The organism is Sphingomonas sp. BK036 (genome assembly GCF_004216825.1).
Lineage (GTDB): Bacteria > Pseudomonadota > Alphaproteobacteria > Sphingomonadales > Sphingomonadaceae > Sphingomonas.
The window spans coordinates 437299-450630 of the sequence record NZ_SGXR01000004.1 but is presented as its reverse complement, the minus strand read 5'-3'; the positions used below and the strand labels follow the sequence as shown (position 1 = coordinate 450630).

Sequence of the window (13332 nt, the reverse complement as noted above, 5' to 3'; positions counted from 1 at the left end):
CCGTACGTCTTGGTGACGCCGCGTAAGGAGATCAGAGGGGGCGTATTACTGGCCACCGCCTGCACCCTTGCTGGCGCCGCCCGACCGTCGTCCGGCGGTCTTGGTGGTGTCGGTGCCGCTGGCGAGCTGGCCGATGATGATCTGCGCGCCGGGCTGGAGATTGCCCGACAGGACTTCGGTCATCGTCCCGTTGGTGTCGCCGGTCGTGATCTGCACCGGCTGCGGCGTGCCGTCGGCGCCCTTGACGTAGATCGTCTGCTGCGACCCGCGATCGAGCTTGGCGGTCCGCGCGTTGCCGCCGGCGCCGCGGCGCGGGCGGAAGGTGAGCGAGCCGGCGATGCCGCCGCCCGAATCCTTGGCTGCGTCGGCGCTTGGCTTGAAGCGCAGCGCGGCGTTGGGGACGAGCATGACGTTGCGCTTGTCCGAGGTGACGATGTCCGCGGTCGCGGTCATGCCGGGGCGCAGCGTCAGCGACGGATTGGCGACGGTCAGGTCGGCGGCGTAGGATACCACCTGCCCGGTGGTGGTCGTCGTGGTCGTCGTCGAGGACGTAGCCGAGCTGACGGTCAGGTTCGAGCCCAGATCAACCCGCGTGATCGTCGCCGGGAAGGTCTGGCCGGGGAACGCGTCGACGGTGAAGCTGGCCTTCTGGCCGACCTTCACCTCGCCGACGTCCGCCTCATCGATCGCGACCTCGAGCTTCATCTTGGTCAGGTCTTCGGCGATCACGAACAAAGTCGGCGTGTTGAACGACGACGCGACCGTCTGGCCGGGATCGATCTGGCGCGCGAGCACGACGCCGGTGACGGGCGAGCGAATGATCGCGCGCGCGCGCTGCGTCTGGTTCTGCGCGAGCGCTGCACGACTGGCGACGACATTGGCCTCGGCGACCTTCTGCGCGGCGACCGCGCGCGCGTAGTCAGCGCGACCGGTCTGGAGTTCGGTCTTCGACGGCACGCGGCCGCCCGACAGGCGCGAGACCTCTTCGAGGCGGTTCAGCTGCGCGCGCGATTCGGCGACGGTGGCCTGCGCCTGCGCGACCTGCGCCTGGTTCGCGGCAAGCTGTGCGCTGGTCTGGCGGATCTGGTCGTCGAGCTGTTCGGGATCGATCAGCGCGAGCGGCTGACCGGCTACGACGCGGTCGTTGACGTCGACGACGACCTTGGTGACGAGACCCGACAGCTGCGAGCCGACCGTGACCTGAGTCGTCGGCGCGAGCTTGCCGGTCGCCGAGACGGTGACGGTCAGGTTGCCGCGCGCTGCGGCCTGCGTCGAATATTGCGTCTGCTCCTTCGCGCCGAAGCAGCGCGTGAGCAGCAGGCAGAGCAGGACCACGCCGATCGCGATCGCGACCCATTTGACGTATCGCCGCCAGGGCGCTTGCGGCTTTACACCGAGGAAGTCGTCGATCGATGCGTCGGCCATCAGCGTGCCTCTGGATTGGTTGGCGCGCGAACCGGCGCTTCTGGAATGACGGTCGAATCCCAGCCGCCGCCGAGCGCCGCGTACAGCGCGATCAGCGCGGTGGCGGCGTCGGCGCGCGCCTGCGTCGCGCCGTTTCGCGCGGACAAGAGCGCGGTTTCCTGCTGGTTGAGCGTGGTGAAATCGGTGAGGCCCGTGCGATACTGGCTGCGGCTCAGGATCGCGGAATTGTTCGATGCGTCGAGTGCGATCGCGAACTGGCGTTCGCGTTCCTGTGCGGTCTGCAAAGCGACGACGGCGTTCTCGACATCCTCCAGCGCGGTGAGGACGGTCGATTTGTAGAGCGCCAGCGCGCCATCGGCGGCGGCTTCACTGGTGCGGACCTGGGAGCGAAGGCGTCCGCCGTTGAAGATCGCCTGGGTGAGCCCGGCAAACAGGCTGCCGGTGATCGCGTCGCCGATGCTGCCGATCGACGTCGCGTTGGTGTTGAGGTTGCCGGTGATCGCGAGCGCCGGATAGAGCTGCGCCTTGGCGACGCCGATCCGCGCGGTGGCGGCGGCAAGCGCGCGTTCGGCCGAGCGGATATCGGGACGCTGGCGCAGCGTGTCGCCGGGAATGCCGACGCCGACCGCTGCGGGGCCGGTCGGGATCGCCTTGACGGGCGCCATCAGCGGACGCAGCGCGCCGGGGGCCTGGCCGGTAAGGATGCCGATCCGCGCGACGGCGGCGGCATATTGCTGGTCGAGGCTGGGGATCGTCGCGGCAGTCTGCGCACGCTGGGCACGGGCCTGTTCGGCGTCGACGCTGGAGACGAGCCCGGCCTGGACGCGGAAGCCCGCGATTTCGAGATTGTCGTCCTGGATCGCGAGCGACGCGCGGGCGTTGGCGAGCTGTTGCTGGTACAACCGCGCGAGGACGTAGTTGCGCGCGACCTCGCTCTCCACCGAGATCAGCACGGTGGCATAATCATAGCCCGACGCAGCATAGTCCGCGCGGCTCGCCTCGACGGTGCGGCGGATCTCGCCGAACACGCCGACTTGGTAGCTCGCGCTGGCACCGACGGTGAAGCTGTTGGCGCCGCCGCCGCCGGTATCGACGACGGTGCCGTCGGGCAGCGTGAACGAGCGCCCGCCGCCCCGCACATTCTCGTTGCGCTGATACCCAGCGGAGCCGCTCAGCGTGGGGAGCAGCGAGGCGCGGTTCTGGATCAGGCTCTCGCGCGCCTGGCGGAGGCGCGCGACGGACTGGGCGAGATCGAGATTGGTCGCAGCGGCCTGCTCGACGAGCTGGCCGAGGACGGGATCGTCGAACTTCTGCCACCAGCGGGTCAGGTCTTCGGGCGTGGTCGCGGGGGTGACCGAATAGGCATCCGGAACGCCAAGTTCGGCCGCGGCCTTTGGATGATAATCGGGGCCGACGGTGCAGCCTGCGAGCAGGATCCCCCCGGATACGGCGGATGCGATGAGAAGAAGCCGGACTCGGGACATGGGCGGCAGGCATGGCCAAGGGGCCTTTGCTAGTCCAGCGCTTTTGTGTCGCGAGGTGTCGCAGGCGGGATGGGTGCCGTGGTATAATGGGGTCGCGCGGCGTGGCAGCACGGGACGCAACCACCCCGGCGAAGGCCGGGGCCCAATTGGAGAGGTCGATGTGACGACGGACATCCATCATTTCGCCAGCGCCTCCCATTTGGGCCCCGGCCTTCGCCGTGGTGGTGCTCGGGTTTACGAGGCCGTCCATCCTCTCCGTTCCCCCGCGAAGGCGAAGGTCGAGCAGCCCAAAACGCGGTTTTGCTTGGTCCTGGGCTTCCGCCTTCGCGCGAATACAAGGCGAGGGCGAACGGCGCTTCAGCACCCGAAACAGCAATCGAACCGCACCCGTTCCAATTTTGCAGTGCAGCGGAACGTAGCGGCACCCCCGGGGGTTTGACGATGATGCTAGCCGAACGCCAGCCCGCGACTGAAGTCCTCGCGCCGCCGCCTGTCGCGCTCGATCCGCCACCCGTGGCCCTCGACACCGTCAGCCTCTTCTTCGATTTCGACGGCACGCTCGTTGATCTCGCCGCGACCCCCGATGCGGTCGTCGTCGACCAGCGTCTGCGCGATACGCTCGACAGCCTCGCCGAACGCTATCCCGGGCGCGTAGCGATCATCAGCGGCCGGTCGATCGAGCAGCTCGACTCAATGCTCGGCGATCATGCCCGCCGGTTCGCGGTCGCAGGCAGCCATGGCGCCGAGCGGCGGACGCCCGAGGACGGCCATGTCGCCGCCGAACGCCCCGCCTCGCTCGAAGCCGCCGCCGAGGAATTCGCCGCCTTCGCCGCCGCGAACGACCTCGTCTACGAGGCCAAGAGCCTCGGTGCGGGACTCCATTACCGGATGGCCCCGGCGTTCGAGCCCGACGCCGTCGCGCTCGCCGAGACGCTGGCCGACCGCCACGGCCTCACACTCCAGCGCGGCAAGATGATGGTCGAGCTGCGCACCCCCGGCGACAAGGGTGCGGCGCTCCGTTCGCTGATCGACGCGCCCCCAATGGCCGGCACCACGCCCTATTTCTTCGGCGACGACGTTACCGACGAAGACGGGTTCGAAGCCGCCCGCAATCTCGGCGGGGCCGGTGTGCTGATCGGCGATGCGCGCCCTACCGCCGCCACCTACCGCCTGAACGACGTTGCCGCTCTCCGTGACTGGATCGCCGCCATATTGGAAACACGATGACCGCTACCCCCCTCGCCCATCCGCCCAAGGCCGACATGAACCTCTGGCCGATCGGCAATTGCCAGGTGTCCGCGCTGATCGACAAGACCGGCACGTTCGTCTGGGGCTGCGTGCCGCGGGTCGATGGCGACCCGGCATTCTGCGCGCTGCTCGGCGGCGATGCGCCCGAGACCGGCTTCTGGGCGATCGAGCTCGAGGGCGGCGCGAAGACCACGCAGAGCTATATCCGTAACACGCCGATCCTTGTCACGCGGCATGAGGACCAGGCCGGCAACGCGGTCGAGGTGACCGATTTCTGCCCGCGCTTCGTGCGCGAGGGGCGGACCTATCGCCCGACCAGCTTCGTCCGGATCGTGCGCCCCGTCGCGGGGTCGCCGCGCATCCGGATCCGCCTGCGCGTCGCGACCAGCTGGGGCAAGCCGACCAGCCATACGCAAGGGTCGAACCATGTCCGCTTCCTGATGGACGACCAGACGCTGCGGCTGACCACCGACGCGCCCGTCGGCCATGTCGTCGGCGAGAGCTGGTTCCGGCTCGAGCGGCCGATGCACATGTTCCTGGGGCCCGACGAGAGCTTTGCCGGCGTGCTGCACGAAGCCGCCGAGGCGATGCTGTCGCGGACCAAGGAAGAATGGCGCCACTGGGTGCGCGGGCTCGCGACGCCAGTCGAATGGCAGGACGTCGTCATCCGCGCCGCCATCACGCTGAAGTTGTGCCAGCATGAGGAGACAGGCGCGATCGTCGCCGCGCTCACCACCTCGATCCCCGAGCACGAGGGGTCGGAGCGCAACTGGGACTATCGCTACTGCTGGATCCGCGACGCCTATTATACGGTGCAGGCGCTCAACCGGCTCGGCGCGCTCGACGTGCTGGAGGGCTATCTCGAATATCTGCGGAACATCGTCGATGCGTCGAAGGGTGGCCATGTCCAGCCGCTCTACGGGGTCGGCGGCGAGGCGACCTTGGTCGAGCGCACCGAGACCACGCTGCCTGGCTATCGCGGCATGGGTCCGGTCCGCGTCGGCAACCAGGCGTATGAGCAGATCCAGCACGACGCGTATGGGCAGATCATCCTGTCCGACGTCCAGGCGTTCTTCGACCAGCGGCTGTTCCGCATGTCGAGCCACGAGGACTTCAGGAGCCTCGAACTCGTCGGCGATCGCGCCTGGGAAACCTATGACAAGCCCGATGCGGGCCTATGGGAGCTGCGCACCAAGGCGCATGTCCACACCTATTCGGCGGCGATGTGCTGGGCGGCGTGCGACCGGCTTGCCAACGCGGCAGGCGTGCTCGGGCTCGAGGATCGCCGGACGTTCTGGAACGCGCGCGCGGACACGATTCGCAGCACGATCGAGACGTCGGCGTGGCGCGAGGATACGCAGCGTATCTCCGCGACGTTCGGGGGCGACGATCTCGACGCGAGCCTGATCCAGCTGCTCGACCTGCGCTTCTTTGCGCCCGACGATCCGCGCTTCCAGTCGACGCTGAAGGCGGTCGAGGAAGGGTTGCGGCGCGGCAGCCACATGCTGCGCTATGCGACCGAGGATGATTTCGGCCTGCCGCATACCGCATTCAACGTCTGCACCTTCTGGCTGATCGAGGCGCTGCACACCACCGGCCGCACCGCCGATGCTTGTGCGCTGTTCGCCGAGATGGTCGCGCGCCGTACCCCTGCGGGGCTGTTGTCGGAGGATATCGATCCTGCGACCGGCGAGCTGTGGGGGAATTATCCGCAAACCTATTCGCTGGTGGGGCTGATCAACTGTGCCGTCCTGCTCAGCAAGCCCTGGAGTGCCGTACGATGAGCCGCCTCGTCGTCATCTCTAATCGCGTCCAGTCGGTCGACGCGCCCTCGGGCAACCAGGGCGGCCTCGCGGTCGCGCTGCTCGCGGCGCTCCGCGAAAAGGGCGGCGTGTGGTTCGGCTGGTCGGGTGCGACCACCGAGACCTTCACGGGCCATATCAACTTCCAGCAGGGCAAGGGCGTCACCACCGCGACGATCGACCTGGAGGAACAGGATTTCGACGAATATTATAATGGCTATGCGAACCGCACGCTGTGGCCGCTGTTCCATTACCGGATCGACCTGACCGAGTTCGAACGCGATTTCTCCAGCGGCTATGCGCGGGTGAACACGCGCTTTGCCGAGACGGTGCTGCCGTTGATCGAGCCCGACGATCTCGTCTGGGTGCATGATTATCACCACGTCCCGCTCGGCCGCGAACTCCGAAAGCTGGGCGTCGAGAACAAGATCGGCTTCTTCCTCCACATCCCGTGGCCGCCGATGGCGATGCTGTTGTCGCTGCCGAGCCACCGCGCGCTGGTCGAATCGATGTTCGCCTATGACGTCGTCGGGTTCCAGACTCAGGACTGGCTCGACAGCTTCCTGCATTACGTCACCAGCCAGCTCGACGGCGTGGTCGGTGAGGATGGCTGGGTGACGGTCGGCGATCGCACGATCAAGGCGATCACCACGCCGATCGGCATCGAGACCGCGGACTTCGAGAAGTCCGCGAGCAGCGACACCGCGCGCCACGCCAAGGAGCGGATGTACATGTCGGCGACCGGGCGCAGCCTGATCGTCGGTGTCGACCGGCTCGATTATTCGAAGGGCCTCGCCGAGCGCTTCTCGGGCTATGAACGCTTTCTCGCGTCGCATCCCGATCACCGCGGGCTGGTCTACATGCTCCAGATCGCGCCGCCGAGCCGCGAGAAGGTGGATACCTATCAGGAGATTCGCGCGAACCTCGATTCGATGTCGGGGCGGATCAACGGCGAGTTTTCGGATATCGACTGGACGCCGATCCGCTACGTCAACCAGGGCTTCCCGCGCGACGTGCTGGCGGGGATCTACCGCGCTGCGCGCGTCGGGTTGGTGACGCCATTGCGCGACGGGATGAACCTGGTCGCGAAGGAATATGTCGCGGCGCAGGATCCCGACGATCCCGGCGTCCTGATCCTGTCGCAGTTCGCCGGCGCCGCCGCGCAGCTGTCCGACGCGGTGCTCGTCAATCCGTACAGCCCGGAGGAAATGTCCGACGCGATCGCCCGCGCGCTCAAGATGCCGCTGGCGGAGCGCAAGGCGCGCTGGAAAAAGCTGATCGACAACGTCCGCAAGGAGGACGTGATGTGGTGGTGCGAACTGTTCATCACCGCGCTCGAAGCCGCGCCGGAGCATGTCGAGGCATAACAGCGATCGCCTCTACCCCAGATCCCGTCATCCCCGCGCAGGCGGGGATCCATATTGGCTACCGCAAGCGGTTTATCGCGGTGCTTAGCCAGTATAGATTCCCGCCTTCGCGGGAATGACGGCGTGAAGAGGTGCTGGCTACAATCTTAGTTAGGCGGGGCGGCTGCCCATGCCACCCGCCGGGTCCGCTGCCATCAGCAGGCGGTTGCGCGGCATTGCCTCGGGCATTTCGTCGCGCATATAGCGCAGCAGCGCCTCGCGCACGTCGCAGCGCAGGTCGAACGCGATCGCCGCGTCCTTTGCGGTCATCAGGCCGCGCAGCTCGATGCAATCGGTCTTCACGTCGGTGACCTGGAGGTTGAAGAACCGCTTGTCCCAGCGCGGATTGGCCGTGACGATTTCGCCCAGTTTCTCGCGCAACCGTGGCACGTCGGTCGCCGGATCGACATACCAGAATACCGACCCCAGCAACTGGCTCGTCTCGCGTGTCCAGTTCTGGAAGCTCTGTTCAAGGAACTTCGAGACCGGCACGACGAGACGCCGCTCGTCCCAGATCTTGATGACCACGAACGTCAGGTTGATCTGCTCGACCCGCCCCCATTCGCCATCGACGATCAGCACGTCGTCGAGCCGGATCGGCTCGGTAAACGCCATCTGCACACCCGCGATCAGGTTCTTCAGCGCGGGCTGCGCGGCGGCACCGACGACGAGGCCGGCGATACCCGCCGACGCCATCAACGTGACGCCGATCGAGCGGATGCCGGGGACGCTCAGCAGCATCAGGCAGACGCTGATGAAGACGATAAAGAACGTCCCGATCCGCCCGAGAATCGCCGCGCGCGTGCGCTTGCGGCGCGCGCGCAAATTATCCTCGACGGTGATGTCGGCGCGGATCTCGATCACGTCCTGGAACGCGCGCAACGCCGCGGCTGCGAGCCAGCCCAGCAGCGCGGGGACGAGGAAGCCGAGCAGCTGCTTCCACAGATCCTCTACGTCGTTGTCCATCGGCAGGATCCGCGCGACGAACGCGACGGACACCGAGACGAACACCGCGCGCAACGGACGACGGACGCGGGCGAGGACGAGCCCGTCGGTCTTGGCGGTGGTGCGGCGCTGGGCATGGCCCGCGATCCGCATCGTCAGCCAGTGCGCGACCAGCGCGACGAGGATCGCGGCCGAGACGACGGCGACGCTCTCCAGCCAGACCCATTCGGGCGGTATGTGAAGCGATCGGAACATGCGCATGAAGGCGCAACGGCGGGCAACGGGGGATGTTCCGCTGCGGTGCAGCAAATGCCCTCTGTGCTGCCACCACCCCGGCGAAGGCCGGGGCCCAGTTGGAAAGGTCGCCATGATGGCGCGCTGTCCACCGTTACTCCCGTCCCCCAACTGGGCCCCGGCCTCCGCCGGGGTGGTGACTTACTCGTTACATTGCCCCCCATCATCAGCGTTCCTGGATGACGCCCGCCCCCGATCGTGCCAAAACGACGCCCGATGATAGCGCGGAGAATCAGAGACTTCCTGAGCGAGGAGGACTGGCAGTTCGCCGAACACGAACGCCCCGTCCTGCCCGGCTCTCCCGGCTCGCCACTCCATCCGCGCCACCGCCAGATCGCCTATGCGCTGATCGGCATCCTGCTCGGGCTCACGGTCGGCTTCGGTAACGCGTTGATCAGCGCGAACACCTACACGCTGCAGGGCGCACTCGGGCTCGATCCCGCCGAGATCGCGTGGCTGCCGACGGTCTATGTGATGACCAACGTCAGCATAAACCTGCTGATGATCAAGTTCCGCGCGCAGTTCGGGCTCAGGCCGTTCGCGATGATTTTCCTGATCCTCTACGTGCTGATCACGCTCGCGCACCTGTTCGTCCACGGCTTTGCGACCGCGATCGCGGTGCGCGCGATCAGCGGGATGGCAGGGGCGGCGCTCAGCAGCCTGTGCCTCTATTACGTGATGCAGTCGCTGCCTGCGAAATGGCGGCTGAAGGCGGTCGTGCTCGGCATCGGCATCCCGCAATGCGCGACTCCGCTCGCGCGCCTGTTCTCGCCGGACCTGCTGGCGATGTCGCAGTGGCGCACGCTGTACCTGTTCGAGCTCGGCCTGGCGCTGCTGTCGCTCGCCGCGGTGGCCGCGCTGCGCCTGCCGCCGACGACGCGGAGCAAGGCGTTCGAGCCGCTCGACTTCCTCACCTTCGTGCTGTTCGCGGGCTCGACCGCTTTGTTCGCCGCGGTGCTCGGGCTCGGGCGGATCGTGTGGTGGACCAATGCGCCGTGGATCGGCTGGGCACTGATCGCGGCGATCCCGATGTTCGCCGCCGCGCTGGTCGTCGAGCATCACCGCGCCAACCCGCTGCTCAACACGCGCTGGCTGGGCAGCGCCGACATCGTCCGCTTCACGATAGTCATCGTCATGGCGCGGATCGTGCTGTCGGAACAGACCTATGCCTCGGTCGGGCTGCTGACCGTGCTGGGGCAGAACAACGACCAGCTCGTGCCGTTCTTCCTGATCATCTTCGTCGCCTCGGTCGCAGGCGTCATCGCAAGCGCGGTGACGCTCGATGTCGAGCGGCTGGGCCACCCGATCATGCTCGCGATCGGGCTGGTCGCGGTGGCGGCCTGGTTCGATTCCTACGCGACCAGCCTGACGCGCGCGCCGCAGATGTACGTGACGCAGGCGATCATCGGTTTTTCCGCGACGTTCTTCCTGGGCCCCGCGCTGCTGTTCGGCATGACCCGCGCGTTGAAGGAAGGCGCCGGCCATATCATCAGCTTCATCGCGCTGTTCGGGATCATCAACTCGTTGGGCGGGCTCGGCGGCACCGCGTTGCTCGGCAGCTATCAGGTGATTCGCGAGAAGGCGAACAGCGTGGCGCTGGTCCAGCAGATCTCGCCGACCGACCCGATCGTCGCGCAGCGCATCGCCGCGGGCGGTGCCGCGGTCAGCCGGGTGATCGTCGATCCGACGCTGCGCAGTGCCGAGGGGGCGGCGATCCTGTCGCAAACCACCACGCGCGAAGCAAACGTGCTTGCGTATGACGACGTCTTCCGGTTGATCGCCGTTCTCGCGGGGGGGACGTTCGGCTATCTGCTGTTCCTGCTGGCGAGACGCGCGCGACGCGAACGACGCGCGCGGCTGGAGGGGACAACATGACCGACGCGCGCAGCCCGGTGGCCGAAGGACCGGCGACCGAAGAAAAGATGGCAGAGACGGCGGCACCAGCGCCTGCCCCTGCCGCCGCCCCGGCATCCCCGGCCACCCCGGTCGGATCGGGCTGGCGACCGCAGCCGCCGAGCCGCAACGTCATCATCATCATCGCCCTGCTGGCGGTGGCGGGCGTCTGCGCGGTGCTCGCGGCGTGGCGGCTACCGCCGTTCGCGACCAGCTATCAATCGACCGACAACGCCTATGTCCGCGGCCGGACGACGGTGATCAGCCCGCAGGTCAGCGGTTATGTCACGCAGGTGCTGGTGCGCGATTTTGCCGATGTGAAGCAGGGCGATCCGCTCGTGAAGATCGACGACCGCATTTACCGCCAGCGGGTCGACCAGGCGCAGGCGCAGGTCGATGCGCAGGCCGCGACACTCGCGAACAGCCGCCAGACCGCGGCCAGCCGCGAGGCGACGTTCGCGGCACAGGATGCCGCGGTCGCCAACGCCGCCGCGCAGCTGATGCGCGCGCAGGCGGACATGGCGCGAGTCAATGATCTGGTGACGGACGGCTCGGTGTCGTTGCGCGAACGCGACCAGACGCTCGCGGCGTTCCGCCAGGCGCAGGCGCAGGTCCAGCAGGCCAAGGCCGCGCGCGAGATCGCCCGGCAGGACATCCGCACGGTCGAGGTCGGGCGTGGCGGACAGAAAGCGGGGGTCTCGGGGGCCGAGGCGGCGCGCAGCCTCGCGCGGATCGACCTCGCCAACACCGTCATCCGCGCGCCCGAGACGGGGCGGCTGAGCGAGGTCGGCGTCCGCCTCGGCCAATATGTGACCGCGGGGTCGCAGCTGATGTTCCTCGTGCCGCCCGAAACCTGGGTGATCGCGAACTTCAAGGAAGCGCAGACCGCGCGGATGGCGGTCGGCCAGCCGGCGTCGTTCACCGTCGACGGGCTCGCGAACGAACGGCTGACCGGGCATGTCGAGCGGATCGCGCCTGCCGCCGGGTCCGAGTTCGCGGTGCTGAAGGCGGACAATGCGACGGGCAACTTCACCAAGGTGCCGCAGCGGATCGCGGTGCGGATCCGCGTCGATGCGGGCCAGCGGCTGAGCGCCCGGTTGCGGCCGGGCATGTCGGTGCAGGCGCGCGTGGATACCGCCGGCGGACCGGGCGTCCGGTGATGCCCCGCAACCCACGCGTTGCCCCCAGCCCCTGTTCTCCCGCGAAGGCGGGAGCCCAGACTGGGTCCCCGCCTTCGCGGGGACACATGGGAAATGCCACCGCCCTCGGACAAACCAACTCAATCGAGTCCACCACCTCAACCGAGTCCACCACCCCGGCGAAGGCCGGGGCCCAGTTGGGGGACGGCAGTAACGAAGCGCAGTCCGCCGTTACTTCGACCTTCCCACCTGGACCCCGGCCTTCGCCGGGGTGGCGGTTGGTTCGGGATATCGGGATCCTCCCCCTAGCCCTCCTAGCCACCGCCTGCATCGGCCCCCGCCCCGAGGCGCCCGCGACCACCGCGGTCGCGCCGCCCCCCGCGTGGCGCACCGCGCTCGGGCCCGGCGCGCCGATGCGTGCGGATTGGTGGAGCGCGTTCGGCGATCCCGCGCTGACCGCGCTCGTCGCGCGCGCGCTGGCGAACAGTCCCGATCTCGGTGCCGCCGCCGCGCGGATCGACGAGGCGCGCGCCACTGCGCGCCTCGCCCGCGCGCAGCAGACCCCGCTCGTCAGCGGATCGGCGCCGAGCACCACCGGCCAGACGGTCAGCGCGTTCGGCCTGCCCTCCGACGCGATCGGCGCGCAGCCCTCGGTCAGCATCAGCTACGACCTCGACCTGTTTGGCCGCCTCCGCCAGGCTAGCCGCGCGGCGCAGGCGCAGCTGCTCGCCAGCCAGGCGGCGCAGGACACGGTACGGCTCGGGATCGCGAGCAGCGTCGCGACCGGCTACATCACGCTGCGCGCGCTCGACCTGCGGCTCGCAGTCGCGCGGCAGACGCTGGCAGCGCGCGCGGAGGGCCTGCGCATCGCCCGCCGCCGCGCCGAGACCGGCTACACCTCGAACCTCGAACTCCGGCAGTCCGAGGCCGAATATCACGCGACCGAACAGCTCGTCCCCGCCGCACAGCTCGCGATCAGCCGACAGGAGAACGTGCTCAGCTTGTTGCTCGGCGACAATCCCGGCCCGATCCCGCGCGGCCGCACGCTCGACCAGCTCGCCGCGCCCGCGATCCCCGACGGCCTGCCCGCCGACCTGCTCCGCCGCCGCCCCGATCTCTACCAGGCCGAGCAGACTCTGGTCGCGACCGACCGCTCGCTCGACAGCGCACGCGCGGCGATGCTGCCCAACCTCGCGCTGACCGGCTCGGCGGGCGTCGTCCTGTCGAGTGCGCTGGCGAACCCAATTGCGGTGTTCTCGATCGGCGCGAGCGTGCTGAGCCCGATCTTCGACGGCGGCAGGCTCGGCGCACAGGCCGACGCCGCCACCGCCCGCCGCGACCAGGCCGCCTTCGCCTATCGCCGCACCGCGTTGCAGGCGTTCCGCGAGGTCGACGACAGCTTGGCCGGGGTGCAGCGCTCGGGCGAACAGGCGGTCGCGCTCGCCGGGCAGCGCGATGCGCTGGCGGGAGCGTTGCGCAACGCCTCGAACCGCTACCGCGCGGGCTATTCGGCGTATATTGACCAGCTCGATGCGCAACGCGGCCTGCTGACCGCGGAGCTGTCGCTGGTGCAAGCGCGCGCGGACCGGCTGACCGCCTATGTGACGCTGTATCAGGCGATGGGCGGCGGCTGGTCGCGGGCGGACAGCGAGAGCGTGCAGCGATAACGCTCTCCCCCCCGGAGGCGGGAGAACGG

Annotated in this window: 9 protein-coding genes; 6 read left to right on the top strand and 3 right to left on the bottom strand. The window is 68.3% G+C overall.

Annotated features, from left to right (window positions below; translation table 11 throughout):
* Positions 1-45: 45 nt before the first annotated feature.
* Positions 46-1425 (bottom strand): efflux RND transporter periplasmic adaptor subunit, encoded by a 1380-nt coding sequence (locus EV283_RS09135; protein ID WP_130324606.1) that lies wholly within the window; start codon positions 1423-1425, stop codon positions 46-48.
* Positions 1425-2909: an efflux transporter outer membrane subunit gene (locus tag EV283_RS09130; RefSeq protein WP_130324604.1), complete on the bottom strand. Its 1485-nt coding sequence runs from the start codon at positions 2907-2909 to the stop codon at positions 1425-1427. The genes EV283_RS09135 and EV283_RS09130 overlap by 1 nt, the downstream gene beginning before the upstream one ends.
* 441 nt (positions 2910-3350) lie before the next feature.
* Here EV283_RS09130 and otsB point away from each other — a divergent pair, with 441 nt between their 5' ends.
* Genes otsB through EV283_RS09115 form a run of 3 tightly spaced genes read left to right on the top strand, consistent with a single transcriptional unit; the run spans position 3351 to position 7326 of the window.
* Entirely contained in the window at positions 3351-4136 is a 786-nt protein-coding gene (gene otsB, locus EV283_RS09125; RefSeq protein ID WP_242615884.1) for a trehalose-phosphatase, read from the top strand.
* Entirely contained in the window at positions 4133-5941 is a 1809-nt protein-coding gene (locus EV283_RS09120) for a glycoside hydrolase family 15 protein (protein WP_130324602.1), read from the top strand. Before otsB ends, EV283_RS09120 begins: the two co-directional genes overlap by 4 nt.
* Positions 5938-7326 (top strand): trehalose-6-phosphate synthase, encoded by a 1389-nt coding sequence (locus EV283_RS09115; RefSeq protein WP_130324600.1) that lies wholly within the window; start codon positions 5938-5940, stop codon positions 7324-7326. The genes EV283_RS09120 and EV283_RS09115 overlap by 4 nt, the downstream gene beginning before the upstream one ends.
* Positions 7327-7476: 150 nt before the next feature.
* Here EV283_RS09115 and EV283_RS09110 read toward each other — a convergent pair whose 3' ends face one another.
* The gene (locus EV283_RS09110) at positions 7477-8565 is read right to left on the bottom strand and encodes a mechanosensitive ion channel domain-containing protein (protein ID WP_165391735.1); all 1089 of its coding nucleotides are present in this window, start codon (positions 8563-8565) and stop codon (positions 7477-7479) included.
* A 255-nt stretch (positions 8566-8820) separates the two neighbouring features.
* Here EV283_RS09110 and EV283_RS09105 point away from each other — a divergent pair, with 255 nt between their 5' ends.
* The 3 genes from EV283_RS09105 (at position 8821) to EV283_RS09095 (ending at position 13303) form a co-directional block, all read left to right on the top strand.
* Entirely contained in the window at positions 8821-10479 is a 1659-nt protein-coding gene (locus EV283_RS09105; RefSeq protein WP_130324596.1) for an MFS transporter, read from the top strand.
* A complete protein-coding gene (locus tag EV283_RS09100) occupies positions 10476-11657 on the top strand; it encodes an HlyD family secretion protein (RefSeq protein WP_130324595.1) in 1182 nt (393 codons plus the stop codon). The genes EV283_RS09105 and EV283_RS09100 overlap by 4 nt, the downstream gene beginning before the upstream one ends.
* A 257-nt stretch (positions 11658-11914) precedes the next feature.
* Positions 11915-13303 carry an efflux transporter outer membrane subunit gene (locus tag EV283_RS09095; RefSeq protein ID WP_130324593.1) on the top strand — a complete coding sequence of 463 codons (1389 nt, stop codon included), beginning with the start codon at positions 11915-11917 and terminating at the stop codon, positions 13301-13303.
* Positions 13304-13332 lie beyond the last annotated feature (29 nt).